Source organism: Rhizobium sp. NLR16a (genome assembly GCF_017948245.1).
In the GTDB taxonomy this organism is placed as follows: domain Bacteria; phylum Pseudomonadota; class Alphaproteobacteria; order Rhizobiales; family Rhizobiaceae; genus Rhizobium.
The window spans coordinates 655,046-681,365 of sequence record NZ_CP072865.1 but is presented as its reverse complement, the minus strand read 5'-3'; the positions used below and the strand labels follow the sequence as shown (position 1 = coordinate 681,365).

General features: G+C 60.4%; 23 protein-coding genes, 1 tRNA gene and 2 pseudogenes. 16 read left to right on the top strand and 10 right to left on the bottom strand.

Annotation, left to right across the window (positions count from 1 at the left end):
* Positions 1-36: 36 nt before the first annotated feature.
* From araD1 to chvE, 4 genes are all read right to left on the bottom strand, one after another.
* The gene (araD1, locus tag J7U39_RS03080; RefSeq protein ID WP_210630320.1) at positions 37-1,032 is read right to left on the bottom strand and encodes an AraD1 family protein; all 996 of its coding nucleotides are present in this window, start codon (positions 1,030-1,032) and stop codon (positions 37-39) included.
* A gap of 116 nt (positions 1,033-1,148) precedes the next feature.
* Positions 1,149-2,360 (bottom strand): multiple monosaccharide ABC transporter permease, encoded by a 1,212-nt coding sequence (gene mmsB / locus J7U39_RS03075; RefSeq protein ID WP_210630318.1) that lies wholly within the window; start codon positions 2,358-2,360, stop codon positions 1,149-1,151.
* Complete coding sequence (mmsA, locus tag J7U39_RS03070; RefSeq protein WP_064804299.1) at positions 2,357-3,895, bottom strand: multiple monosaccharide ABC transporter ATP-binding protein; 1,539 nt, start codon at positions 3,893-3,895, stop codon at positions 2,357-2,359. The genes mmsB and mmsA overlap by 4 nt, the downstream gene beginning before the upstream one ends.
* 96 nt (positions 3,896-3,991) lie before the next feature.
* Positions 3,992-5,056, bottom strand: coding sequence for a multiple monosaccharide ABC transporter substrate-binding protein (chvE, locus tag J7U39_RS03065; protein WP_004668889.1), 1,065 nt, complete (start codon positions 5,054-5,056; stop codon positions 3,992-3,994).
* Positions 5,057-5,327: 271 nt separating this feature from the next.
* Between chvE and J7U39_RS03060 the strand changes: the two genes are divergently transcribed.
* The 3 genes from J7U39_RS03060 (at position 5,328) to J7U39_RS03050 (ending at position 8,048) form a co-directional block, all read left to right on the top strand.
* Positions 5,328-6,335 carry a LysR family transcriptional regulator gene (locus J7U39_RS03060; protein WP_210630316.1) on the top strand — a complete coding sequence of 336 codons (1,008 nt, stop codon included), beginning with the start codon at positions 5,328-5,330 and terminating at the stop codon, positions 6,333-6,335.
* A 93-nt stretch (positions 6,336-6,428) separates the two neighbouring features.
* Positions 6,429-6,890, top strand: a complete 462-nt coding sequence (locus J7U39_RS03055; protein ID WP_210630314.1) for a hypothetical protein — start codon at positions 6,429-6,431, stop codon at positions 6,888-6,890.
* 306 nt (positions 6,891-7,196) lie between these two features.
* A complete protein-coding gene (locus J7U39_RS03050; RefSeq protein ID WP_210630312.1) occupies positions 7,197-8,048 on the top strand; it encodes a Hint domain-containing protein in 852 nt (283 codons plus the stop codon).
* A gap of 173 nt (positions 8,049-8,221) precedes the next feature.
* Here J7U39_RS03050 and J7U39_RS03045 read toward each other — a convergent pair whose 3' ends face one another.
* The gene (locus J7U39_RS03045) at positions 8,222-8,506 is read right to left on the bottom strand and encodes a hypothetical protein (protein WP_210630310.1); all 285 of its coding nucleotides are present in this window, start codon (positions 8,504-8,506) and stop codon (positions 8,222-8,224) included.
* 157 nt (positions 8,507-8,663) lie between these two features.
* Between J7U39_RS03045 and iolG the strand changes: the two genes are divergently transcribed.
* Positions 8,664-9,656 (top strand): inositol 2-dehydrogenase, encoded by a 993-nt coding sequence (gene iolG / locus J7U39_RS03040; protein ID WP_210630308.1) that lies wholly within the window; start codon positions 8,664-8,666, stop codon positions 9,654-9,656.
* A gap of 273 nt (positions 9,657-9,929) precedes the next feature.
* Here the strand turns inward: iolG and J7U39_RS03035 are convergent, their stop codons facing one another.
* On the bottom strand, positions 9,930-11,153 hold the full coding sequence (locus tag J7U39_RS03035) for an ROK family protein (protein WP_210630306.1): 1,224 nt from the start codon (positions 11,151-11,153) through the stop codon (positions 9,930-9,932).
* Positions 11,154-11,426: 273 nt separating this feature from the next.
* Between J7U39_RS03035 and xylF the strand changes: the two genes are divergently transcribed.
* The 5 genes from xylF to J7U39_RS03010 all read left to right on the top strand — a co-directional run bounded on the left by xylF (position 11,427) and on the right by J7U39_RS03010 (position 15,995).
* Positions 11,427-12,467: a D-xylose ABC transporter substrate-binding protein gene (gene xylF, locus J7U39_RS03030; protein ID WP_085860222.1), complete on the top strand. Its 1,041-nt coding sequence runs from the start codon at positions 11,427-11,429 to the stop codon at positions 12,465-12,467.
* Positions 12,468-12,729: 262 nt separating this feature from the next.
* A complete protein-coding gene (locus J7U39_RS03025) occupies positions 12,730-14,043 on the top strand; it encodes a sugar ABC transporter permease (RefSeq protein WP_210630304.1) in 1,314 nt (437 codons plus the stop codon).
* Between the two features lie 14 nt (positions 14,044-14,057).
* Complete coding sequence (locus tag J7U39_RS03020; protein ID WP_085738045.1) at positions 14,058-14,840, top strand: ATP-binding cassette domain-containing protein; 783 nt, start codon at positions 14,058-14,060, stop codon at positions 14,838-14,840.
* Between the two features lie 202 nt (positions 14,841-15,042).
* A tRNA-Arg gene (locus J7U39_RS03015) sits at positions 15,043-15,119 on the top strand.
* Between the two features lie 534 nt (positions 15,120-15,653).
* A complete protein-coding gene (locus tag J7U39_RS03010; RefSeq protein ID WP_138393473.1) occupies positions 15,654-15,995 on the top strand; it encodes an NIPSNAP family protein in 342 nt (113 codons plus the stop codon).
* 609 nt (positions 15,996-16,604) lie between these two features.
* Here J7U39_RS03010 and J7U39_RS31655 read toward each other — a convergent pair.
* A pseudogene (locus J7U39_RS31655) lies at positions 16,605-16,790 on the bottom strand (ATP-dependent DNA ligase); the annotation flags it as partial.
* Here J7U39_RS31655 and J7U39_RS31650 point away from each other — a divergent pair.
* From J7U39_RS31650 to J7U39_RS03000, 3 genes and pseudogenes are all read left to right on the top strand, one after another.
* Positions 16,784-16,906 (top strand): annotated as a pseudogene (locus J7U39_RS31650) (thermonuclease family protein); the annotation flags it as partial. The pseudogenes J7U39_RS31655 and J7U39_RS31650 sit on opposite strands and share 7 nt — an antisense overlap.
* A 760-nt stretch (positions 16,907-17,666) precedes the next feature.
* Positions 17,667-19,643 carry an acyltransferase family protein gene (locus J7U39_RS03005; protein ID WP_210630302.1) on the top strand — a complete coding sequence of 659 codons (1,977 nt, stop codon included), beginning with the start codon at positions 17,667-17,669 and terminating at the stop codon, positions 19,641-19,643.
* Between the two features lie 128 nt (positions 19,644-19,771).
* Positions 19,772-21,139: a DUF882 domain-containing protein gene (locus J7U39_RS03000; protein WP_210630300.1), complete on the top strand. Its 1,368-nt coding sequence runs from the start codon at positions 19,772-19,774 to the stop codon at positions 21,137-21,139.
* Between the two features lie 538 nt (positions 21,140-21,677).
* On the opposite strand, the gene J7U39_RS02995 is transcribed toward J7U39_RS03000, so the two are convergent.
* Entirely contained in the window at positions 21,678-21,959 is a 282-nt protein-coding gene (locus J7U39_RS02995) for a DUF982 domain-containing protein (protein ID WP_210631579.1), read from the bottom strand.
* A gap of 277 nt (positions 21,960-22,236) precedes the next feature.
* Here J7U39_RS02995 and J7U39_RS02990 point away from each other — a divergent pair, with 277 nt between their 5' ends.
* From J7U39_RS02990 to J7U39_RS02975, 4 genes are all read left to right on the top strand, one after another.
* On the top strand, positions 22,237-22,509 hold the full coding sequence (locus tag J7U39_RS02990) for a BON domain-containing protein (RefSeq protein ID WP_210630298.1): 273 nt from the start codon (positions 22,237-22,239) through the stop codon (positions 22,507-22,509).
* Positions 22,510-22,632: 123 nt separating this feature from the next.
* On the top strand, positions 22,633-23,028 hold the full coding sequence (locus J7U39_RS02985) for a DUF1236 domain-containing protein (RefSeq protein WP_210630296.1): 396 nt from the start codon (positions 22,633-22,635) through the stop codon (positions 23,026-23,028).
* A 94-nt stretch (positions 23,029-23,122) separates the two neighbouring features.
* Positions 23,123-23,911, top strand: a complete 789-nt coding sequence (locus tag J7U39_RS02980; protein ID WP_210630294.1) for a DUF1236 domain-containing protein — start codon at positions 23,123-23,125, stop codon at positions 23,909-23,911.
* A 133-nt stretch (positions 23,912-24,044) separates the two neighbouring features.
* Entirely contained in the window at positions 24,045-24,371 is a 327-nt protein-coding gene (locus tag J7U39_RS02975) for a GYD domain-containing protein (RefSeq protein WP_210630292.1), read from the top strand.
* 91 nt (positions 24,372-24,462) lie between these two features.
* Here the strand turns inward: J7U39_RS02975 and J7U39_RS02970 are convergent, their stop codons facing one another.
* Both J7U39_RS02970 and J7U39_RS02965 read right to left on the bottom strand, forming a co-directional pair.
* Entirely contained in the window at positions 24,463-25,461 is a 999-nt protein-coding gene (locus J7U39_RS02970) for an ABC transporter permease (RefSeq protein ID WP_085779084.1), read from the bottom strand.
* A 32-nt stretch (positions 25,462-25,493) separates the two neighbouring features.
* On the bottom strand, positions 25,494-26,237 hold the full coding sequence (locus J7U39_RS02965) for an ATP-binding cassette domain-containing protein (protein ID WP_210631578.1): 744 nt from the start codon (positions 26,235-26,237) through the stop codon (positions 25,494-25,496).
* Between the last annotated feature and the right edge of the window lie 83 nt (positions 26,238-26,320).

The window sequence follows — 26,320 nt, the reverse complement described above, 5'->3', positions numbered from 1 at the left end:
ACACGGCCGGCCGCCGACGCGGCCAGGCCTCGAAAATCAGAGTTGCTTGACAACAATCTCTTCTTCGGCCGCCACCTTCAGCGGATTGCGCAGCGGCAGGCCGAATTCGGCGACTTCGATCTCGAAGAGGTCCCCCTCTTCCGTCTTGATGCCGTCGGCAAAGGACAGCGTCGCCGTGCCGAACATATGGACATGGACATCGCCCGGAACACGGAAGAGGCCATATTTGAAATGGTGATATTCGAGGTTCGCAAAGGTGTGCGACATGTTCGCCTCACCCGACAGGAAGGGCTTTTCGAAGATCACCTTGTCGCCGCGCTTGATGCGCGAAGTGCCGCGGATATCGTCGGGCGCGGCGCCGATGCGGATTTCCGGACCATAGGCCGCCGGGCGCAGTTTCGAGTGGGCCAGATAGAGATAGTTGATCCGTTCGGTGACGTGGTCCGAAAACTCGTTCGACAGGGCAAAACCGATGCGGAACGGCGAGCCGTCCTTGGCGATGACATAGATGCCCGCCATCTCAGGCTCTTCGCCGCCGTCAAGCGCGAAGGAGGGCGAGACGAGCGGAGCACCGGGGGCAGCCGTGCCATAGCCGTTGCCCTTGTAGAACCATTCGGGCTGCACGCCCTTTTTGCCAGCCTTCGGCTTGCCGTTCTCCAGCCCCATCTTGAACATCTTCATCGAGTCGGTCAGCGTTTCCTCGGCCGCCTCGGTGGTCTTCTTGTGCATGGAATCACGAGTGGCGGCAGAGCCGAGATGGGTGAGGCCGGTGCCGGTCAGATGCAGGTGGGCGGCGTCGGGATGGGTGATCGGCGGCAGGAAGCGGCCTTCAGCATAAGCCTTCTCAAGGTCGACGGTCTCGCCGTAACCATGGGCCTCGATAACAGCGGCAAGCGACTTGCCGCCGTCGGCGGCTTCCATCGCCAGCGCATAGACGCTGCCGGCGTTGTTGACCGACCTGGCCGCGCCGCCCTGCTCGCGCACGGCGACGACGATCTCTCCGTTGGCACCCTTGATCTGGGAAATAAGCACGACTTCAATCCTTCTCGTTTCGGCGAGTTTTAGAAAAAGCTCCGCCCGTCCGGCTCCCACGGGAGCCGGAATCCATCATTCATATGACTGCGAATGCCTGGGCTGCGCTTAGGCGCTCAGCCCTTGTTCTTGTTGTAGACGTCGAAGAACACGGCGGCGAGAAGCACCGCACCCTTGACCATCTGCTGCGAGTCGGTGCCGAGACCGTGGATCGACATGCCGTTGTTCATGATGCCCATGATAAGCGCGCCGATCACCGCACCCGTCACCTTGCCGACGCCGCCCTGGGCCGACGCGCCGCCGATGAAGCAGGCGGCGATGACGTCGAGCTCGAGACCGAAACCGCCCTTGGCCGTCGCCGAGTTGAGGCGCAGCGCCACGATCAGGCCGGCCAGACCGGCAAGCAGGCCCATATTGGCGAAGGTCAGGAAGGTCAGCCGCTCGGTATTGATACCGGAAAGCTTGGTCGCCTTCTCGTTGCCGCCCATGGCGTAGATGCGCCGGCCGATCGTGGTACGGCGAGTAATGAAGGCATAGGCAGCGACGAGGACGAGCATGACGACAAGCACGTTCGGGAAGCCGCGATAGATTGACAGCTGGTAGCCGAGCCCCAGGATGGCAAGCGAGACTATGATGTTCTGGGCCAGGAAGAAGCCCATCGGTTCGACGTCATTGCCATGCTTCTCGTTCGACAGGCGCTTGCGCCAGGCCAGGTAGAAGAGAGTGACGGCGCCGACGACGGTCAGGATGATCGAGGTCGAGTTGATGCCGCCCATGTCGATGAGGTTGGGCAGGAAGCCGATGCTGATCAGCTGGAACTCCGGCGGGAACGGACCGATGCTGGTGCCGGTGCCCGATGCCGTCATCACGAACAGCGTCAGGCCACGGAAAACCAGCATGCCAGCGAGCGTGACGATGAAGGACGGGATCTTGTGATAGGCGACGAAATAGCCCTGCAGGCCGCCGACCAGCGCGCCGAGCGCCAGGCAGACGACACCCGCCAGGACATAATTGACGTGCCACTGCACCGTCATCACCCCGGCGATGGCGCCGATGAAGCCGACGACCGACCCGACGGAAAGGTCGATATGGCCGGCGACGATGACCAGCAGCATGCCGAGCGCCATGATGACGATGAAGGAGTTCTGCAGAATGATGTTGGTCAGATTGAGCGGCCTGAAGAGAACGCCACCGGTCGAGAACTGGAAGAACACCATGATCGCGATGAGTGCGATGAACATGCCGTATTCGCGGATGTTGCCGCGGATATAGTCTCCGATCGAGACGACACGCCCCTGCTCAGCGATGGGTTGATTGATCGGCGTCATTGTTTCTTCTCCCCTGAGCGCATGATAGCGCGCATGATGGTTTCCTGGCTTGCTTCTCCCTTCGGCAGTTCAGCGACGATGCGTCCTTCGTTCATCACGTAGATGCGGTCACAAGTGCCAAGCAGTTCCGGCATTTCCGATGAGATCATCAGAACGCCTTTCCCATCGGCGGCAAGCTGGTTGATGATAGTGTAGATTTCGTATTTCGCGCCGACATCGATGCCGCGCGTCGGCTCGTCCAGGATCAGGACATCGGGACCGGAAAACAGCCACTTCGACAGAACCACCTTCTGCTGGTTGCCGCCGGAGAGATTGACCGTCTCCTGGAAGATGCTCGAGGAACGGATACGCAGCTTCGACCGATAGTCGGTGGCAACCCGCGATTCCTTGACGCTGTCGATCACCGAGGCATTCGACACCGCCTTCAGATTGACGAGCGTCGTGTTGTGCAGGATCGTGTCGTTGAGCACCAGGCCGAGCTGCTTGCGGTCTTCGGTGACGTAGGCGAGGCCGGCGTCGATCGCCTTGCGCACGGTGCTGACGTCGACCGGCTTGCCGTGCATCAGCGCCTCGCCCGAGACCTTGTGGCCATAGGACTTGCCGAACAGGCTCATGGCGAATTCGGTGCGCCCTGCCCCCATCAGCCCGGCGATACCGACAACTTCGCCCTTGCGAACGGTAACGTTGATATTGTGCAGGACCTGGCGGTCGCGGTGCTGCTGGTGATAGGCGTTCCAATTCTTCACTTCGAGAATGGTTTCGCCGATCGGCACCGAACGCGGGGGATAGCGGTCTTCGAGATCGCGGCCGACCATGTTGCGGATGATAATGTCTTCGCTGATCTCGTCGGCGTGACAGTCGAGCGTCTTGACGGTCATGCCGTCGCGCAGGACGGTGATCTGGTCGGCGACCTTGCGGATCTCGTTCAGTTTGTGGGAAATGATGATGGAGGTGATGCCCTGCTTGCGGAACTCCATCAGCAGGGTGAGCAGCGCATCGGAATCGCTTTCGTTGAGCGACGCCGTCGGCTCGTCGAGGATGAGCAGCTTGACGCTCTTCGACAGCGCCTTGGCGATCTCGACGAGCTGCTGCTTGCCGACACCGATGTCGGTCACCAGCGTGTTCGGAGATTCGGACAGGCCGACTTTCTTGAGCAGCTGCTTCGTGCGATTGAAGGTCTCGTCCCAGCTGATGACGCCGCTCTTGGCATTCTCGTTGCCGAGGAAAATGTTTTCGCCGATCGACAGCAACGGCACCAGCGCCAGTTCCTGGTGGATGATGACGATGCCGATTTCTTCGGAGTCCCTCAGCGCCTTGAAGTTGCGCGTCTCGCCTTCATAGACGATGTCGCCGTCATAACTTCCGGTGGGATAGACGCCCGATAGCACTTTCATCAGGGTCGATTTGCCGGCCCCGTTTTCGCCTACCAATGCGTGAATTTCACCCTTGCGAACCTTGAGGTTCACGTTCTCCAGCGCCTTGACGCCCGGGAACGTCTTGGTGATGCTCCGCATTTCGAGGATGGTATTGTCCATAGTCAAAGTTCCAGCGCCCCCAGCCCGTCAATGGATGGGTAATCATAAAATCGAAGGCCGGAACCCGCAAGCGCGAGCTCCGGCCTCCAGCTTAACTTACTTCAGCTTGTCTTCGGTGTAGTAACCGCTGTCGACGAGGATCTGCTTGTAGTTGGTCTTGTCGACGGCAACCGGCTTCAGCAGATAGGACGGAACGACCTTGACGCCGTTGTCGTAGGTCTTGGTGTCGTTGACCTCAGGCTCCTTGCCGGACATGACGGCATCGACCATGGCAACCGTGACCTTGGCGAGTTCGCGGGTGTCCTTGAAGATCGTCGAGTGCTGTTCGCCAGCAATGATCGACTTGACCGACGGGATTTCAGCGTCCTGGCCGGTGACGATCGGCAGCGGCTGAGCAGCCGTACCGTAACCAACGCCCTTCAGCGAGGAGATGATGCCGATCGAGAGGCCGTCATAGGGAGACAGGACGGCATCGACCTTGGCGTCGGTGTAGTTTGCCGAGAGCAGGTTGTCCATGCGGGCCTGGGCCGTTGCCGGATCCCAACGCAGCGTGCCGACCTTGTCCATGCCGGTCTGGCCGGACTTCACGACGAGCTTGCCCGAGTCGATGTAGGGCTGCAGGACGGACATTGCGCCATCATAGAAGAAGAAGGCGTTGTTGTCGTCCGGCGAGCCGCCGAAGAGTTCGATGTTGAACGGGCCCTTGCCGTCCTTGAGGCCGAGGCCGTCAACGATGGAGTTGGCCTGAAGAACGCCGACCTGGAAGTTGTCGAAGGTGGCGTAGTAGTCGACGTTGCCCGAATCGCGGATCAGACGGTCATAAGCGATGACCTTGATGCCGGCGTCGTGTGCCTTCTGCAGAACGTCGGACAGCGTGGTGCCGTCGATCGAAGCGATGACGAGGACCTTGACGCCCTTGGTCACCATGTTTTCGATCTGCGACAGCTGGTTCGGAATGTCGTCGTCGCCATACTGCAGGTCGGTGCCGTAACCGGCAGCCTGCAGCTGCTTGACGATGTTGTTGCCGTCGTCGATCCAGCGGGCCGAAGCCTTGGTCGGCATGGCAATGCCGACGGTGCCCTTGTCGGCGGCCATCGCCGGTGCAACGAACGAAGCGACGCCGAAGGCAGCCGCGGCCATCAATGAGATAATGGATTTCATTTCTCTCTCCCTTGTTAATAGAGCAGCGGACGAAAAATCGCCCGCCCCGAAACTGTGGCAGGTTCCGTATTGGATAGTTACTTCAGATGGTGAGAAACGAAGTAGGTCTCCTCCACGATCTCACACGTGTTGAGTGCCAACCAGCACACGGCGGCAAACTGGTATGGATTCCTATAACTGTCAAATAGAATAAGTGGTAATGTGCATAACAATTTTGGTATATCGTTAAAAAGTATTACTTTTGATGGAGCGCAGTGGGGAGGCTGCAACCATGACGATCGTTTCAGAGCCCGTTTCGATGGATCACGTCGATATCCACAGCGACAATTTTGGCGACGACAGCTTTCTCCGTTCGGGACTTAAGCTAAATCACCTGCGCATCATCGTCGCAATCGAAGATAGCGGACAAATTTCCGCAGCCGCTGATGTGCTCAACATCTCGCAGCCCGCTGCATCGCGCATGCTGTCGGAAATGGAGGCGATCACCAAGACATCGCTCTATGAACGCGTCGCCCGAGGCGTGGTGCTGACAACCTTCGGCGCGGCCCTTGCCAGACGCGCCCGCAAGATCCTGCTGGAGCTGCGCGAGGCGAGCCGCGAGATCGGCGAATTGAAGAGCGGCAAGGGCGGCCCGGTGTTCATCGGCGCGGTGACGGCGCCGGCCATGAGCCTCGTCGTGCCGGCGATCAACAGGGTGCGCAAGGCCTATCCCGGCATCGAGATCAACATCCAGGTGGAGACGAGCAATGTGCTGGCGCGCGAGCTGCTTGCGGCCCGCCACGACTTCATCATCGGCCGCATTCCCGACGACCTCAACCCGCGCCTGTTCGAAGTGAAAGAGATTGGCATCGAACGCGCCTGCCTGATTGTGCGCAACCGCCATCCGCTCCTCAAAAAAAAGAAGACAAGCAGTCTTTCCGACGTCAGGGATTACGACTGGGTGTTCCAGCCGCCGGGCACGCTGCTGCGCCGCACGATCGAAGACATTTTCCTGTCGCGCGGCGTGGCGCTGCCGGGGAACATCGTCAACACCTCTTCGCTATTGCTCACCTGCGCCATCGTCTGCGAAACCGATGCGATCGCCCCCGTCGCCGTCGATGTCGCCCATTTCCTCGCCAGCCAAGGCGCCAAGGCGTCCGACGTGCGCATGCTGCCGATCGATTTCGACATCAACGTCAAGCCATACAGCCTGATCACGGCGAGAGAACGGGCGCTGCCGCCGAGCGCCAAGCTGCTCTACGACATCATCCTCGAGGAGAGCCGCAAGCAGGGCGGCTAGATGTGAGCTTTCCGGGCGACATCATGCTCCACCGATTTGACCGCAAGCCCTGCACCATCTTGCCAGGATCTAACGTCTTCGAGAGGAAGGCGCATGCTGTTCGGACAATCAGTATTTGAATCGGTGCTCGAGCGGCTGAAGGCGGAGGAAGAACCGGTCGAAGAGACGCAGGGGCCGGCTGCCCACCGCGTATCCGGGCTTGCCACCGGCCTCGCATTCGATGTCATGGAAGGCATTTCGGTCGCATCGCAGCGGATCGGCGAAGCATATTTCGATAATCTGGGCAGCGAGCCTGCGGCCGAGGAGGCTCCCCCGCCGGCGCCGGAACCGGTCATGCCGGACCACCTCGCCCGCATCGCCCCGGAAGAGATCGCCGCCGAACTGGCGATCGCTGCCGCCGATACCCAACAGACGCTGAACGAGAAGCGGCGCGCCTTTGCCAGGGCCAATCATCCTGACGGCGTCGCAGAGCCTTTCCGCGACAATGCCAACAGGCGCATGATGATCGCCAATCTGCTGATCGACGAGGCGATGCGCCGCCTGCCGCAAAGCTGACGCTATCTCGAACGCCGGCAAACTCCCGACGCTATGGAAGAGAGCCGCCATCCGGCTCAATTCGAGCACGCTATATGTGCTGTTTTCCCGCGATTCAACCGATCATCATCGTACTCAGTTCGATTATTTCGCGCTGAGGTAGCGGATAAACCTCCTGCTTTTTGGTATCGGACATAGCGTATTTTCAGGATCCTACAGCCATGCCTACGCCCTTTTCAGTAGGGCACAGCGCTAACTGGCGAAATTGAATGCGATACAACACGTTGTAGCATCGAGCGGTTTAAATGTTTTCAGGAGACCGCCCACATGTCATCTACGGAAGATCCGAAGCAACCGCGCAACACGGCGCGCAGACATTTTCTAGGTGTAGCGGCAGCCGCCGGTGCTCGCCTTGCCGGCCTGGCAGCCATGGCCACGGCAATTTCCATCTCTCCGGCCAAAGCGATGGGTCGGCGTTGGGGACGGGGCGGCTCCGGTGGACACGGAGGTTCCGGCGGGAGCGGTGGCCATGGCGGCAGCGGCGCAAATTGCTTCCTGCGGGGAACGGCGATCCTCACCGATGGCGGTGAGAAGCCCGTCGAGGATCTCAGCATCGGTGATCGCGTTGCCCTTCCTGATGGCAGCACCCGTGCGGTAAAGTGGGTCGGCCGCCAAAGCTTCAAGACGAGCGGCGGACGCTGGCAAAAAGACGTCGTGCCGATCCGAGTTTGCCGCCGCGCACTGGACGGGCACACACCCCATTCGGATCTTTATCTGTCGCCTGGCCACGCGCTGTACCTGAACGGCGTTTTGATCCAGGTGAAGGAGCTCGTGAACGGCACGACGATTGCACCGGTCGCTCCCGCCCCCGACCGATCGATCGACTACTATGCCGTCATGCTCGATACGCACGAAGCTATCCTTGCCGAAGGTGCTGCGGCTGAGTCCTTCCATCTGAAAAACAGCAATCACGAGAACTTCTGCAATTTTGCAGAATACCAGCGTCTCTATGGCGAGGAACACATCGTGATGACATCTTTTGCGCCTTTGTTGGGAGGCGGCTGGTCGCATTTGAAAGCGCTTCTTCTGCTCGGCGTCTCGCCACTTGTACCGATACGCGATCCCTTCGGGGATGCTTGCGAAAAGATCGACGCGCAAGCCAGGGAATTGTCACTCTGACAGGACGGGAATGCGCATAGACCGCGCTCGCTTCACCCGAAGCCGTGCGCCGGCTTTGCGACAATATCGAACAAAGATGTCAAGCGCGGCGCGCATCGGAAAGAGCGCGGCGCGCTTCGGCTGCGACGAAGCCGATGAGCTCGCCGATCTCTTGATCGGCGAATCGCCCGCTACTATTCCGCCTGCCCATCTTTCGAGGGCTTTTTGGCGGATGTCTCATCGGCCTCGTCCTCTCCCTCGGTGCCAGGCTGCGCAGCCGGCTCTGCCGACTGCTGTTGCGGCTTGAAGGTCCAGAACAGCATATAGAAGGCATAGGCGCCGGCCGCCGCGGAGATCACCGCCCAGAAGGGATCACCGCCAATAATCTCGACCGCGGCCCAGCCGAAGCAGACGGCAACGATGCCGACACGCACCCAGAGGCGCTGGTATGCCGGATGATTCGGATCGATCAGTTGCATGTCTGTCCCCGCGGTCGCATTTTGTCGCACTGTCCTTTAGTTGGAATCTTGCAAATGTGAAAGAGTCGCGGGCTTGACGCGACGCGCAGATGATGGAATGAAAATTCCAGATTTATGGTAATTCGGTTTATTTGTTCCGAATTCAAGGGAGATTGAAATGACTGTAAGATTTGGTCTTCTCGGCGCCGGCCGCATCGGCAAGGTCCACGCCAAGGCCGTCAGCGGCGATGCCAATGCGACGCTGGTTGCGGTCGCGGACGCCTTTCCGCAGGCGGCGGAAGCAATCGCTTCTGCCTATGGCTGCGAAGTCCGCACCATCGGGGCAATCGAGGCGGCAAAGGATATCGACGCCGTCGTCATCTGCACGCCGACCGACACCCATGCCGACCTGATCGAGCGCTTCGCCCGCGCCGGCAAGGCGATCTTCTGCGAAAAGCCCATTGATCTCGACGTCGCCCGCGTCAAGGCCTGCATCAAGGTGGTGGAAGCGACCGGCGCCAAGCTGATGGTCGGCTTCAACCGCCGCTTCGACCCGCATTTCATGGCGGTGCGCAAGGTCATCGACGACGGCAAGATCGGTGATGTCGAGATGGTGACGATCACCTCGCGTGATCCCGGCGCCCCGCCGGTCGACTATATCAAGCGCTCGGGCGGCATCTTCCGTGACATGACGATCCACGATTTCGATATGGCCCGCTTCCTGCTCGGCGAAGAGCCGGTCTCGGTGCTGGCGACCGCCGCCGTGCTCGTCGACAAGGCGATCGGCGAAGCCGGCGATTATGACAGCGTCTCGGTGGTCCTGCAGACCGCTTCGGGCAAGCAGGCCATCATCTCCAACTCCCGCCGCGCCACCTATGGCTATGACCAGCGCATCGAAGTGCACGGTTCCAAGGGCATGGCGGCAGCCGAAAACCAGCGCCCGGTCTCGATCGAGGTGGCAAACGGCGACGGTTACACCCGCCCGCCGCTGCATGATTTCTTCATGACCCGCTACACCGAAGCCTATGCCAACGAGATCGCCGCCTTCATCGCGGCGATCGAGAAGGGCACGAAGTTTGCCCCCTCCGGCGCCGATGGCCTGGCAGCGCTGGCGCTCGCAGACGCCGCCGTCCAGTCGGTCAAGGAAGGCAAGCTGATCAAGATCGGCTGACGGTCCTCTCCCGACCGGAAGTCGTGCATGAGATGGCCGGGCTCTGCCCGGCCGTTTTGCGTTTGGCTGTGCTCGGCCTTGTGTCAGGGCTGGCCGACTTGTGACGGGGCTGCCCCTCATCCGGCTGCTGCCATAACGGGACGAAGGGAATATGCCGCGGCCTCTCCGTCCCTCGCTACCTCTCGCAGGGCAAGTCCCCTCGCCCCGTTATTACGGGGAGAAGGTTAGGGTGAGGGGCAGCCATCAACGCCGAAGCGCCGCCAGGATCTCTCCCTAATCCGCCCCCTGCCCCCCCGACAGCACAATATCCTGGTCGATCACCGAGAGCGCCCGGTTGAGGTGGCCCTCGAAGACGAGGATGGGTTCGTCGGCGACGACGCGGATCTCCGGCATGCCTTCCATGCGCACGATATGCGACTGCCCGAGGCCCTCTTCGATGCCCTGGCGCAGCAGGTCATAGTAGCGGGTGCCGGGGCCGGTGATGGCGATCGGCATGCGTTCGGTGAGGCTCAGCATGCGCGACAGACCGTTGCCGAGCGCCAGCCCGGCCTGGCGGAAAGCGAACGCCGAGGTTCGGTGGCCCTGGCGGGCGCGGGCGGCGATCTTGTCGAGTTCGGCGACGGGCACGAATTTGGCCGGGATCGTATCGAGCGGCACTTCGAAGGCGCTGCGCAGGATGGCGTAGAAACCGGCATAGGCTTCGATGCAGCCGCGGGTGCCGCAGCGGCAGAGACCGCCACCCGCCATGTGCAGCATGTGGCCAAAATTGGGAGCGGAGATCTCCTGGCCGGTCTGGCCGCCGCGCCGGACGATTCCGAGTCCGATGCTGTGGCCGAGCGACAGTGCCGCGAGCGAACGGAAATCGGTGCCCTTGGCGATCTCCTCGCGGGCGCCGAGCGCGGCGGCGACGAGCAGCGTCTCGTTGTCGAGGATGACCTTGGCCTGCCAGTCCGGTCGCAGCGCCGATGCGAAATCGATCTGGTCACTGCCGAAGATCGGCGACCACAGAAGAACCGGCTCGGCGGAATGGACGAGGCCCTTGGAACTGATCGAGATCAGCAGCACCTTGTCCTGGGAGATCCGGGAGCGATCGAGAATGCGCGAAAGCCCGGCCTGCACCCGGGCGACGAAGCGGACGGCACCCGCCGGATCATGCGAACGCTCCTCGCTGAAGCGGTCGATCAGCTTGCCTGCATAATCCACCAGCGAATATTGCACGGCATCCGAGGAGATGATGACGACGATCAGATAGCCGCAATCGCGCCGCTGGCGCAACAGCACGCGCGGCCGGCCGCGGCCGCTTGCCGCCTGCTGCTCGGACTTTTCGATGATCTGGGCGCGTTCCAGATCGGCTGTTATCGCCGAGATGGTGGCCGAGGAAAGGCCGGTGAAATCGGATATTTCGGTATGGGCGAGCGCGCCGTGGCGCCGCAGCACGGACAGCACGAGCACGCTGTTTCTCTGCCGGACCAGCTCCGTGCTCGACTTGGTCAGCATGGATGCCGCCCTCTCCTCCTGCTTTCGTGAGACCATGACGCCGCCTGAAAACCGCTTACGGTTTTCGGCATCATGCTCTTCATCCGCCCTCACCTTCCCCTGCATCTCCGGTCGCTTTTGCGCAAGCGAATTAAGCCGGCGATGCAGAGTTGACAGTTGAAAAAATCTCTGACAGTTAATTTCTCGACTGTCGAGAAAAAAATCTCGACAGCTTTCGCGGTGGCCGGAGGAAGCATGGGCTGGGCCGGTCGCAACTCACTCGGGAGGACACTTATGAAGTCTATTATGAAACTGATGGCAGGGGCTGCCATTCTCGTTTCCGTGCATACTGCCGCCATGGCTGCCGATCTCGTCGTCGGCGTTTCCTGGTCGAATTTCCAGGAAGAGCGCTGGAAGACCGACGAAGCCGCCATCAAGAAGGCTCTCGAAGCCAAGGGCGCCAAATATATTTCCGCTGACGCGCAGTCCTCGGCCGCCAAGCAGCTCACCGACGTCGAATCGCTGATCTCGCAGGGCGCCAATGCGCTGATCATCCTTGCCCAGGATTCCGACGCCATCGGCCCGGCGATCGAAAAGGCCGCGGCCGAAGGCATCCCGGTTGTCGGCTACGACCGGCTGATCGAAAACCCGGCTGCCTTCTACATCACCTTCGACAACAAGGAAGTCGGCCGCCTGCAGGCCGAGGGCGTCTTCAAAGCCAAGCCGGAAGGCAACTACGTCTTCATCAAGGGCTCTTCTTCCGACCCGAACGCCGACTTCCTGTTCTCGGGCCAGCAGGAAGTGCTGAAGGCTGCGATCGACGCCGGCAAGATCAAGAATGTCGGCGAAGCCTATACCGACGGCTGGCTGCCGGAGAATGCTCAGCGCAACATGGAGCAGTTCCTGACCGCCAACAACAACAAGGTTGACGCTGTCGTCGCCTCCAACGACGGCACGGCCGGCGGCGCGATCGCAGCGCTCGACGCCCAGGGCCTCGCCGGCTCCGTTCCGGTGTCCGGCCAGGACGGCGACAAGGCGGCGCTGAACCGCATCGCGCTCGGCACGCAGACGGTTTCCGTCTGGAAGGACAGCCGCGAACTCGGCAAGCGCGCCGCTGAAATCGCTCTCGACCTCGCGGGCGGCAAGGATATGAGCAAGATCGACGGCGCCCAGGCCTTCAAGGGCGGGCCGAAGGGCGTGGAAATGCAGTCTGTCTTCCTGAAGCCGCTTGCCATCACCAAGGACAATCTGAACGTCGTCATCGACGCCGGCTGGATTTCCAAGGCTGAAGCCTGCCAGGGCGTCAAAGCCGGCACGGTTGCTGCCTGCAAATAGGCCAGCTTTGAATTAGAATAACCGGCGCCGCAGCGGATACCGTTGCGGCGCCGGATGCGGACGGGAATTCCAACGACGAAGTTTTCTCCGCCTCGCCGCACCATCGCAGACTTGCATTCCCTGCCGGAAGAGCGTCGCGACGCCACGCGACCGGCTTCCGGAAGCATCGCGATGGTCAGTTGAAGACAGACGAATGACGCCTTTGGCAGCCTCTCGCATGCTGGCGCAGCCGTCCAAACAAGAATGGGGGAACGGCAAACCCATGGCCGAAATGGTAAAATCAACGACCTCAAGCGGGCCGCGAACGGCGGAAGCCAATCCGGTGAGCCGCTTCTTCCGCGCCACCGAGATCGACACGCGCCTGCTCGGCATGATCGGCGCGCTCGTCATCATCTGGATCGGTTTCCACATCATCACCGGCGGCCTGTTCCTGACCCCGCGCAATCTCTGGAACCTCTCGGTCCAGACGACCGACATCGCGATCATGACGACGGGCATGGTGCTGATCATCGTCACCCGCAACATCGACCTTTCGGTCGGCTCCGTGCTCGGCCTCTGCGGCATGATCATGGGTGTGACGCAGGCGAAGATCCTGCCCGAATATATCGGCTTCGACAGCCCCTTCACCTGGGTGGTCACGCTGCTCATCGGCATCATTGCCGGCGGCCTGATCGGCACCTTCCAGGGCATGATCATCGCCTTCCTCAACGTTCCCTCCTTCATCGTCACCCTCGGCGGCCTGCTCGTCTGGCGCGGCGCGACCTGGCTCGTCACCAGCGGCCAGACGGTTGCCCCCATGGACCAGACCTTCCGCATCATGGGCGGCGGCGCCGAGGGCTCGATCGGCGCGACCTGGAGCTGGGTCGTCGGCATCGCCGCCTGCCTCTTCGTCATCGCCAGCATCATCGGCTCGCGCCATCAGCGCCGCCGCTTTGGCTTTCCGCGCCGGCCGATCTGGGCGGAATATTTTCTCGCGACCTTGAGCTGCGTGCTGATCCTCGGCGCCGTCTCGATCGCCAACAGCTATTACTGGCCGATCAATATCGCCAAGAAATATGCCGAGACCAACAATATCCCCTGGCCGGAAACCGGCCTCGATATTCCCTACGGCATCGCCGTGCCGGTGCTGATCGCCATCGTCGTCGGCATCATCATGACCTTCATCGCCACCCGCCTGCGCTTCGGGCGCTATGTCTTCGCGATTGGCGGCAACCCCGAGGCGGCCGAACTTGCCGGCATCAAGACCCGCTGGGTGACGGTGCGCATCTTCGCGCTGATGGGCGTACTCGCAGCCATTGCGGCGGCGATTTCCACCGCCCGCCTCAACGCCGCGACCAACTCGCAGGGCACGCTCGACGAGCTCTACACCATCGCCGCCGCCGTTATCGGCGGGACGTCGCTGGCAGGCGGCACCGGCACCATCGCCGGCGCCATGCTCGGCGCGCTCGTCATGCAGTCTCTGCAATCCGGCATGGTGCTGGCGCATGTCGACACACCGCTGCAGAGCGTCGTCGTCGGCACCGTCCTTGTCGTGGCGGTCTGGCTCGACACCGTCTACCGCGCCCGTGCCAAGTGAGAGGAGCTCCAGATATGGCTGATCAACGCACTCCCCTCGTGGAACTGAAAAACATCTCGATCTCCTTCGGCGGCATCCACGCCGTGGACAACGCCTCGGTCGATCTCTACCCCGGCGAAGTGGTGGCCCTGCTCGGCCATAACGGCGCCGGCAAATCGACGCTGATCAAGATCCTCTCCGGCGCCTACAAGCGCGATGGCGGCGAGATCCTGATCAATGGCGAGCCGGCCGAGATCCGCAACCCGCGCGATGCCAAGAAATACGGCATCGAGACGATCTACCAGACGCTTGCTGTGGCAGACAATGTCGACGCCGCCGCCAACCTCTATCTCGGCCGTGAACTGAAGACCCGCTGGGGCACGCTCGACGACGTGGCGATGGAAGCCTCGGCGCGCGAGGTGATGGGGCGCTTGAACCCCAACTTCAAGCGCTTCAAGGAGCCGGTGAAGGCGCTTTCGGGCGGCCAGCGGCAATCGGTGGCGATCGCCCGCGCCATCCTCTTCAACGCCCGCATCCTGATCATGGACGAGCCGACGGCGGCCCTCGGCCCGCAGGAGACGGCGCAGGTGGGCGAGCTGATCAAGCAGCTGAAGAAGGAAGGCATCGGCATCTTCCTCATCAGCCACGACATCCACGATGTCTTCGACCTCGCCGACCGCGTTTCGGTGATGAAGAACGGCCAGGTGGTGGGCCACGCCCGCACCGAGGACGTGACCAAGGACGAGGTGCTCGGCATGATCATCCTCGGCAAGGTGCCGCCGAAAGCCATCCCCGGCCCCGGCGCCATGCAGATCTGACCGCCGGCGCCCTGCCCTAGACAACCAAGCTCCGCCGCCCACAAGGCCGGCGGAGTTTTTATGTGGCATTCCGCAGGCTGACGGATAAAAACGCGCGCCAAATTGCAAGCATCGGTATTTCCGAGAATTTCGCGATTGAAGCCGGCCGCAAGCTAGGCTAAGAACCACCCATCGGACAGGCGATTCAAACCGCCTTCGGCATGCACCCGTAGCTCAGCTGGATAGAGTGTTGGATTCCGATTCCAAAGGTCACAGGTTCGAATCCTGTCGGGTGCGCCAATTTTTTCAGGCATTTTCGGGATTTGCATCAGCGGCGAAAAGCTGCAGGAAGCATATAGGAATCAAGCTCCAATAGCCTTGTCCACATCTCTCATGCCTCACTTCGCCGTTTAGCTGTGGCGGGGCGAGATCTTTGGCGCAACCTGGCACGAGGTTGTCACACGAAAACAAAAGATAACGTCGCCGCCAAAATCGTCCGGCCCGGCAGTTGTTCTTTCGATGCGAGTTATGTGCATTTAACTGCTCCTTGCGGCGGATTTGCCTTGATGCCAATGGCAGCGACCCTGACCTTGCCATGCCTCTCGACAATCTGGCTGCCATTCTATCCGAGCAGCTGAAGTGTTGGCTGACGACATCGCTGACATGGAAGATGACGACACTTACGATCTGAGCGGTTCAGCCAAATCTCTTAAATCGCGGATCTGAGGGGCACCGCGGAACCATTGATTGCCTTACGGAATTTCGTAAACTACCCTTCATTTCCGAGAGCGGTTTGAGGACGCTCCAAAGGGCATCCCGCATGAGGAGCATACAATGATCCACGAATTGCGCATCTATACATGTTTGCCGGAGAGGCTGCCGGCACTACAGCAGCGTTTCGAGACCGCGACGCTGGCGATCTGGGAACGCCTCGGCATCCGCTCACTCGGCTTCTGGACGACGATGATCGGTTCTTCCAGCAACGATCTGACCTATCTGCTCGAATGGCGGTCGCTGGCGGAGCGCGAGCAGAAATGGGCCGAATTCATCGCTGATCGTGAGTGGCAGGAAGCGAAGGCGAAGAGCGAGGCGGATGGGGCGATCGTCGCCAACATCACCAGTTCGCTGCTGAAGCCGACACGCTTCTACCGCGGCTTCTCCAACCCGTCGGAATAACGGTTACGGCCGGCCATGACCACGCGCGACACCGTCACCCTCCCTGAAGACGCCGCCAGCCGGATCGCAGATAGTTCGCGAGCTGATTTGCCGATCATGCGATGTTGATGGAAGTGCCTAAACCGTATTATGGCGAGCACCTACGTGCGAAATGATGACAGCTAAGCAGTCTACTTACACCTCTACCTTCATCCAGCCGTACGGGAGCGGCCTAGCGAGCTTAGTCATCATGCCTTCGCCATTTCTGTTTGAGCGCGCCGCCAACCGTGGACATTTGAGGCTCCCGAGTTCGACGGAACAGCCTCGATCCCACAGAGAGTCGGACAGCAGGCATTTAAGTCACTGCTAATGCTCCCCATATAAGATGCTGCGCCGGTCGGGTTCTTCGTCCGGCGTAGCGGCGTGCTCCTGCGTTCATGGATGGTGCAGTTGAGCCGCCGCACTTCTTTCTCAACGGAAGCCGAAGAAGCTCAGGATAGCGAGTACGATGACTACGGCGCCGACGAGCCAGATTAGGTTATTCATGTGAAATCTCCTTCAAGATGAAATGAGCCAAGCTGCAAGCACATAATGTGTGGCGGCAGTTCATGTTCCATTTCTCATTGCCTGGACATAGACGAGCTGCCCTCCTTTGCGCGCGGCGAGCAGAAGCCTGCCGATGCCGCCGAACGAGGCTGTCGACTTCTCATATCCAATGATCGCGAAGCTGTCGCTCTGGATGCATTTGATCTTCAGTCACTCGCCGCCTCGGCCGCTCCGATAGGTGCTGTTCCGATCCTTGGCGATGATCCCCTCCCCACTCCCTCGTAAACATCTATCGAACGAATGGGGAAGAGATCGGGAAGAAGCTCCTTGTGGAAGGCTTCGCTCGCAGCTGGAGCCCGAGGCGACGCAACGATTGGTGTGATTGAGGTCGAATAGGGGATGGCCGCCCAACGCACAGGAGATACAATGCTCGGGGTATAGCAAAGTGATCGCTGAGCAGCCCACCCACCTCAATGTTACGAGATATTACTGCAAGTAGAAGTCAATTTGTGTTTTCGTGCGAAATCGAAAAATATTCCCACTGGTTGAAAATTCATTTGTGAACGCAGAACCGTTAAAAGTAATATTTTTGAAAAATTTCTGAGCTCGTGCAAAGTAATTTGCAGCGCCCAGGTGCGCGATTCCTTCAAAAGAACCCCACTGTGCCAACCCCCGCTAAGCTGCGGGGCGCTGTTTGTCCAGAATCGTACCGGAACCGCATTGGACAATACAGGTTAACTCACCGGATCGCGGGAGAAAGCCAGTACTTCAGATCGCATAATGCCTTCCTCTCGGCGATCCACCCAGAGTTGGGTCGTGCGGAGGCAATTTTCCGGTCCACTCCCAAGCGACGCTCCGCGCGACCCTCCTCAGCAAGGCTGAGCGCCCTCAGTGGCGCGTCAGAAATCAATCCTGTCTGGTGCGAAGATGATAGCAGTTGCGTCGCTTCTTCTGATTGTCCGTTGAGGAGGGTTCCGGAATGCTGAACTACAACAGCGCAGAAAATTAAGGTCGGAATCGACCCCGCCCCCAAACCTTTTAGCAGGCCCTACTGTTCTCCCGCCAAGATCTCTGTGCTAGGCAGCCCCGAAAGCGCCACTGATGCGCGCGACCAGAGTTACCCTCTCGATATCGAAGGCAGTACGCTTGAAGGTTTACCGACCAGAGATTGACGGCCTAAGGGCCATATCGGTGATAGCGGTTATTCTCTATCACGCCGAGTTCACGGTTGCCGGCCACACGTTGCTTCAGGGTGGATACATCGGCGTCGATGTGTTTTTTGTGATCAGCGGCTTCCTGATTTCCCGGATTTTGCTGACAGAAATCGAAGCGACGGGACGTATCGATTTCCTCAAATTCTATGCCCGGCGTGCCCGAAGAATTCTGCCTGCATTGTTCGCAGTCATTTTCGCGACGATGCCCTTCGCCTATTATTTTTTGTTGCCGTTGGAACTCACTGACTACGCGAACTCCATAGGCTCTTCGCTCCTGTTTGGATCGAACATCTATTTTTATTTTACCGCCGCGCAGTACGGGGAGCCCAATACCCTTCTCAAGCCTTTTCTTCACACCTGGTCGTTGAGCGTCGAAGAGCAATTTTATATTGGGTTTCCGGTCTTGTTGCTGATCGTGCGCCGATACCTGAAATCCAGGTTTTTGCCGTGCGTGTTGGTCGCGGCAGCCCTGAGCTTTGTATTCTGTTTCGTCACGGTACGGCACGATCCGCAACAGGCCTTCTACTCGCCGCTCACCCGGGCCTGGGAACTGCTGGCCGGAACACTGCTCGCCTATTACGAGGTGCGGCGTGGACGGCCTCGCCCCCAGCCGTTGCTCGCGGCGGCCGGGCTTATCCTCGTTGTTGGTTCACTCATCTTGTTTGAAAAGGGTACGGTTCATCCTGGCCGGGTCACTGTGATTCCAGTTCTCGGGACCTGTCTGGTGCTCGCATTCGCCAGCCGCGAGAACGCAATCGGGCGCCTGTTGGCTTCTCGGCCTGCGGCGCTCACCGGATTGGTGTCCTACTCCTTATATTTGTGGCATTATCCGGTCTTCGCCTTCTGGCGGCTGACGAGCTTGGATTTCGGCAACAGCGACAAGTTTCTCGCCATCACGGTGACGGTCCTGGTCTCAGTCGTCAGCTTTGTCGTCGTCGAAAAGCCCCTTCGCCACAGCAGGAGAAGCCGCGCTCTCTGGGTCACCTTAAGCTCATCCGTTGCAACCATCGCGGCTGCTGTCCTTTCAGCAATCATGATGGCCGGTTTTCCTCACAGGTTGGATGACGTCTATTCACCTCTCGCGCAGGCGAACGAAGCACGGCTCGAAAGCACGTTTTTAAGCTTGAACGACAACATTCAAGCTGAGAAGCCCGTGATCTTCATCATTGGGGACTCGCACGCCAGAAACTGGTCGATTGCGCTGAAAAATTACATCGATACCGACCGGTATCAAGTCGTGGCCCTCAGCTATTTGAACTGCATGGTCGAGATCAAGAACGATAATGTCAAAGCCCCCTCTCGCGCCAGCATTTACGACAAATACTGCATTCCCTTTGAACAATATATCAACGACAAATCATTGCTCAGCCGAACGAAAGCGATCTTCCTCACGAGCCTTCGGCCTTTCGAGTACACCGCCAACGCGTTCAGGTTCGAGCTTATTTCCTGGATGAAAAGCCACTCGGATAACGCGCGCGTTTTCGTTTTCGGAAACTATTTCCAGCTCGACGAATCGCACTCGTGCCTGGGGCTGATGTTTCAGAGAAAATCCGATGCCTCCATATGCCTGCGGGAAGCGAGCTATCCGCCGGCCAACCAGCCTTTGGCGCAATTGCCGTTGTTCCCTTCCGATCTTGCGTTCACCTATGTCGATATCGTCAAGCTTCACTGCGATTACGACAAGGAGAAATGCCTCACCAGCAGCAAGGGTGTTCCGTTCATCACAGACTGGAACCATATGACAGCAGAATTTCTGACAACCTTGATTGGTGACATTCTGGAAAAGAGAACCGCCGATCTACGCAGCGACGGCCTGCTCGATTTCCTGGTACCGCCGCACGCCAGCCAAGCCGAACGAACGGCAAGTTCTCAGCCGAACGCCACCTCTTCCGCTTCTCCATCGAATTAAGCGGTGAGACGCCAAGCTTGCGCAACTGATCGTTAGGAATTTGTTGACCATAAACTGGCTTTACTGAGCCTGATGGATGCGGCGTTCCCGCGCGTCGTCCGAGTGTTTGGTGTGGGACGGGTTTGTTCGTGTTGAAGTATTCACAGGGTTTATCGGGTGAAGCCTTGGGCGGAATTGCCGCGCTCCTGTCGCGTGCCAAACGCTTCGCATCGCAGACCATTCTGCCGGCTCTATTTGCGCTGCCGGCACTTATCGGTTCTGCGTCCCTCGCCTCAGCGGAAGATCGGGCGCTGAAGCTGTTCTTTACCCATACGGGCGAAAGGGCCACGATTACCTACAAGCGGGATGGAAAGTTCGATCCCAAGGGCCTGTCTCAGATCAACCGGTTTCTGCGCGACTGGCGAAGGAACGAGCCGACGCGGATGGATCCGCGGCTGCTGGACCTGGTCTGGGAGGTGTACAAGAAGAGCGGCGGCAAGGATTATATCCACGTCGTCTCCGCCTATCGGTCCCCTGCCACCAACAACATGCTGCGCAATCGCTCGCGCAGCACTGGAGTCGCCAAGAAGAGCCAGCACATGCTGGGCAAGGCGATGGATTTCTACGTTCCCGGCGTGAAGCTTTCAACGCTGCGTGCCATTGCCATGCAGATGCAGGTCGGCGGTGTCGGGTATTATCCGACCTCGGGATCGCCCTTCGTGCATCTCGACGTCGGCAATGTCCGGGCCTGGCCCCGCATGTCCCGGCAGGAACTCGCGCGCATATTCCCGAATGGGAAGACGATGCATCTTCCGGCCGATGGCCGCCCGCTGCCGGGATATAACCAGGCGGTTGCAAACTACAGGAAGCGCGTCAGTGCCACCGCGATCGAGATCGCCAGCACCGCCGGAGAAGACGAAGACGTGGCGGCGTCGAGCACGCCGAGCGGCGACACCAAGGACGGCAAGCTGGTGACGGCGCTGCTGCCGGCGCCGAAGAGCCGGGCCTTGAATGCGCTCGCGCAGCAGACCGGCGCGGTCGAGCGGGATGACAAAGGCTCTGCTTCGGATCTTTCATCTCTCCCGATTCCGATACCGGCGATGCGCCCGTCAGCCGTTGCGCAGGACGCGGGCGCGGACGACAGGCTGGAAACTGCCTCGATCGGCCCGATTGCAGCCCTTCCGGAGAAACGGCCGCCCGCATCGCCGGCTCACGCGCGCTTCCATCCCGTCGTCGGCGCACAGCAGACCTCCAGGCAGGACGTTGACATGATCGCCTCCCTGCCGATGATCGCGTCTTGGGAAGAAGCAGATTTCCTTGGATCGACGTCCGAAGCGGCGCTGATGCAATGGGCGCTGCATTCTCCCGGGGCGGCGTTTGGCTTGAGCGCGCCTCGCCTTTCTCCCCGCACGGTTCATCGCGAAGCGCATGTCGCGGCTTCAGACGAGAATCCCGTTCCGGTCGCCGCCACAGGTCCGTTCGACGCCAGCCGGTTTTCGTCGCTCCCGGAGGGTTGACCACTGGAAAACGATAGAAGGCGTTTCTAGGCTTGCGTCAGAGAATTGCTCAGTTGCTGTAGGGACAATGGCGGAGAGCTGATGGCGACGCGGCAATAACAGAGATGCTCTTCTCTCTCTTCGCGATCAGATCAGAGCGATCAAAAAGTTTCAACGCAAAGTTTGAACTATATCATCAATCGCCCAGTGCTCAAGATCCGTATTGATAGATCATGCGTCGCAGGAACTTCTTCAGTACCGGTGCGTTAGGAGTGCGAATGTGATCGTCGCTCGGTCGACCTCGCATTTGTCCTTTCCAACTCTTTGCAGCCCCGCAAGTCAGCGGGGCTTTATTTTGCAGAAGTACTTTGCTCCGTACGGCACCGTACGGAAACTCTTACGGCCCGCGGGCGTTTCTTGCTTCGGATCGCGCAGAGGGAGCCTCTCCTGTCTCCGCGCGCACCCCTATGCTCTGTGCGATCCACAATACCTCAAGACACCGACCCACCATTTCATGCCGCCGTACAAATGCCGCCGCCTCAGGCAACATCTCACTGGCTCAGTGAACAACCGCGATCACCCGTATTCCGGCTTCCTCCGCGGCGCGAATGAGTGCGGCGCGCGCTACATGGGGCGAAATATTGCCCTGGATCGCGTCCAGGCAGGTCTTTACAGCCGCTATATATTCCCGGCCGTCATCCGTCGGCCAGGCGGCGATAAGCGCGCCGGCGACCTCGCCGAGCGACCGGACCAGCCTGTGTTTTTCCTGACCGTCCATTACAAGCATCAGAGGCGCGAAGTCTTCGCTTGTGTGCCAGTCCACGATACCGACCGTCTGTATTGCCATTCGTTGCTTTACCCTCACAAGAAGCCTTCCCTATCCCCTGAAACGCGGGGCCTGGATCGGCAGGTTGGCGCTTCGCCAGGAGGTCTCGGCGGTGTTTCGCGACAGACCAAAACCTTCCTGAGATGTCCCTTGAATCGGACGGGAAGCATCTAAGGCAGGTGATGCCGGGGAAAAGCCGGACCTAAGTCGGACTGGAAGGGCGGCACCTGCTGTTCATATAACAGAGTCATGTAACCTGCAGGTCCGTGGAGGGGCGGAACGGGAGGAGGAGATGAAGTTCGGCCCTGACAACAACAACCACGAAGAGCGCTGTCCGCAAGGCCACAGTTCGGCAGCGACCATCGCCACAATCGAAGCAGCCCTTTCCGCTGATCCCGACATCGACAGCAGCGCTATCGAGGTCAGGATGCTCGGTCCCGTCGTGCTGCTGGAAGGCTATATTACAAAGCCCGCCGACCGCGAGAAAGCCATCTCGCTGGCGGCGATGATCGTCGGCCAGGAGAATGTCCACGACCGGATGCTGAGCCGTTTCCCGACGCAGTAGCGAGGAGTCGGCGGCTGGGACCAAGGTCGGCTAAAGCCCCGGCCTGAAGACCTAACTCCGGAACCGTTCCTCCATTAGCCGGTTGGCACTCCAGCGGAACCAACCGCATCAATGGAGCAATAAATGAATATCAAAGCAGTAACAACTGCCGCTGGCATCCTGCTGGCATCGGCGTCTGCCTTTGCGCAGCAGTCGACGGTCACAGGTGCGGTCGGTGGCGCCGCGACGGGTGCCATCGTCGGCGGCCCGGTGGGTGCCGCCGTCGGGGGCATTGTCGGCGGCGTCGCAGGCAGCGTCATCGATCCGCCGCCGTCAAAGGTGGTGACCTATGTCGAGCAGGCTCCCGCCCCGGCTGAGCGCGTCGTGGCGAAGGAGAAGGTTGTCGTCGGGCAACCCCTGCCGGAGACCGTCGTCGTGACGCCAATTCCCGATGATCCGAAATATGCATACGCGATCGTCAACGATCAGCGTGTGATCGTCGAACCTTCCTCGCGGACGGTTATCCAGGTCATCGAATGACCCCTGGGCGGCAAAGCCGCCATTCCAATCAGGGCGCGCATGTCACACATGAGGGTGCAGGCGGCATCGCGCGTTCGAACTTCGGAGATTGATCATGAAAAGCAACCATCTCACCATGCTTCTGGCAGTGCTGTCGCTTAGCGTGTCGCCGCTTGCCACACTGCCGGCCGCGGCCCAGCAGGACGCCACCAAGAGCAGCGGCCAGACCCAGTCCGGTTCTCAAAGCACGGATTCCGGTTCGCAGGCCGGCTCCGGCAAGACCGACTGCACCCCCGATGCTTCCGGAGCCTGCCCGCAGGGCAAGGGCCAGACGACGCAACAGAAATCCGGCCAGGGCTCCGACATGAAAAAGAGCGCTGAACAGCCTTCGAACGACAACGGTTCGACGAGTGGAAGCCCCTCGGGCAAGGCTTCGACGGAAACCAAGCCCGCATCGCCGGACGCCAGCGGCGCCACCACGACCGAACAGAAGCCCGCCGCCAAATCCGGCACCACCACCACGCAGAGCGGCGATACGTCGAAGCAGCCGAGCGATCAGAACGCGACGATGACAAACAAGAGCTCGTCCGAAACCAACGTCAACAACAACACGACGACCAACAACCAGACGAACACCAAAACCAACGTCAACATCTCGGTCGAGCAGCAGACCGAAATTCGAACGGTCGTAAAGGAGGTCCATGTCAAGCCGGTGAAGGAAGTGGACTTCACGGTCTCCGTCGGGGTGAAAATCCCGAAGAAAGTCCGGCTTGAACCACTGCCCCCACGCATCGTCAAGATCGTTCCGCAGTATGTAGGCTATCGCTTCTTCATCCTTGCGGATGGCCGGATCGTTATCGTCGATCCGAATGCTCTGACGGTTGTCTACATCATCGAGGCCTGACAGCTGGTCCCGGCGGCGCCCTCTTCGCCGCCGGGCCGTCCCCCGGCACCCTCCATTGGATACGCACATTGAGTGACTCGCCTTCCTCTTGGCTTAAGCGTTTACTCAGTCGGTCTGGCGGAGGAAGCAGACCATGGCCATGTATCTCACACGCTTCAGCTACACGCCCGAGACCTGGGCGCGCATGATCGAAAAGCCTGAGGATCGCCGCGAGGCGGCACGCAGCTACATCGAATCCGTGGGCGGCAAACTCCATGGGTTCTGGTACGCCTTCGGCGAGCATGACGGATGGAATTTGTGGGAGGCGCCTGACAACGTATCGATGGCGGCCGTCACGCTTGCGATCGGCGCCGGCGGCGCGCTCAGCTCGATCGAGACCACCGTGCTGCTCGAAGTCGAGGATACGATCCTGGCCCTGGAAAGAGCGAAGTCGATCCGATACCGCCCGCCGGCAGCCTAGGTTGCGGTAGCATCAAAGCGCGCCGAGACCTTTCGGATCCGCTCGCGCTTCAGCTCATGGTTTACGCAGGCGGCTGTCGAAGGATCGCAGCCTACTCGCTCTGCCTGAAATTCCGGATGCGATCGAACAGCACCGCCAGCACGATCGCGCCGCCGATAAAGGTCCCCTGCCAGAAGGCGTTGATGCCGAGCAGGCCGAGGCTGTTGCGGATCACTTCGATCAGCGCCGCGCCGACCAGGGCGCCGAAGGCGGTGCCGACGCCGCCGGCGAGATTGGCGCCGCCGATGACGGCGGCGGCGATGACCTGCAGCTCCATGCCGGCACCGATATTGGTGGTGACGGCGCCGAGCCAGCCGGTCTGGACGATGCCGGCAATGCCGGCAGACAGCGCCGAGATCATGTAGACGGCGACCTTGATGCGGCGCACGGGAACCCCGGTCAGCGTTGCGGCGTGTTCATTGCCGCCAATGGCAAAGATATAGCGGCCGAAGCGCGTCCAGCGCAGCACGAAGCCGGTGAGCAGCGCCAGGATGATCATGTAAAGGACGGGATTGGCAATGCCGAGGAACCAGGCTCCGCCGCCGAGCGCCAGCAGCTTGTCGTGATCGGGACCGAACTGGAAAACCACGGTGTTGTTGGAGGCGACCATGGCGAGGCTGCGCGCCACTGACAGCATGCCGAGCGTCACCACGAAGGGCGGGAAATCGAGATAGGCGATCATCACGCCGTTGAAGGCGCCGACGACAAGCGCCGTGCCGATCGCGGCCGCGATGCCGATTTCGATGCCGTAGCCGGCATGCATGGTGACCGCCAGCACCATGCTGCAGAGGCAGAGCACCGAGCCCACGGAGAGGTCGATGCCGCCGGTGATGATGACGAGCGTCATGCCGAGCGCGATGATGGCGACAAAGGTGACGTTGCGGGTGATGTTGTAGAGGTTCTTCGCCGTCGCGAAGGAATCGGTGGCGAAGGACAGGAAGAGGCAGGCGAGAATGACGGCGATCAGCACCCAGAAGGTCTGGCTGCCGACGAACTCCGAAAGCCGGCTTCGCTCTCTCTGCGCAATCGTCTGGTCAAGGGTAACTGCCATTGCTGACCTTCTTTTCTGCCGTGCCGCGCCGCTCAAACCTGTTCGATGGCGCCTGTTATGAGACCCGTCACTTCCTCCGGCGAACTCGCCGCAATCGGTTTGTCGGCGACTTTCCGGCCGCGGCGCATGACGATGACCCGATCGGCGACGGTGAACACGTCGGGCATGCGATGGCTGATCAGCACGACCGCAATGCCGCGATCGCGCAGCTCGCGGATCAGGTTCAAGACCTCGGCCACCTGGCGAACCGAGATGGCGGCCGTCGGCTCGTCCATCAGCACGATCTTCGCCTCCGACAGCATGGTGCGGGCGATCGCCACCGCCTGCCGCTGACCGCCCGACATCTGTTTGACGAGATCGCGCGGGCGGGTTTCCGATTTCAGCTCCTTGAAGATCTCGCCGGCGCGCCGATACATCGTCTTGTAATCGAGAATGCGGAACGGGCCGACGCCGCGACTGAGCTCCCGGCCGAGGAAGACGTTGGCGGCGGCCGTCAGATTGTTGCAGAGCGCCAGATCCTGATGGACGATCTCGATGCCGTGCTGGCGCGCCTCGACCGGCCGGTGCATGACGATCTCCTTGCCGTCGAGGCGCATCGTGCCCTCGCTCGGCCGGAAGTTGCCGGCGATCATCTTGACCAGCGTGCTCTTTCCGGCGCCGTTATCGCCCATCAGGCCGACGACCTGGCCGGCTTCGAGCGTAAACGACACGTCATTGACAGCCTGGATGGCGCCGAAGTGCTTAGAAATATTGGTGAGTTCGAGAACCGCAACCAGCCGACCACCCTCCCCGGAACCTGCAGGTCTGCCTTCGCCGCCAGTTGCCGGTCAGACGCCTGCGATCTCGCTTTTGCCGATCT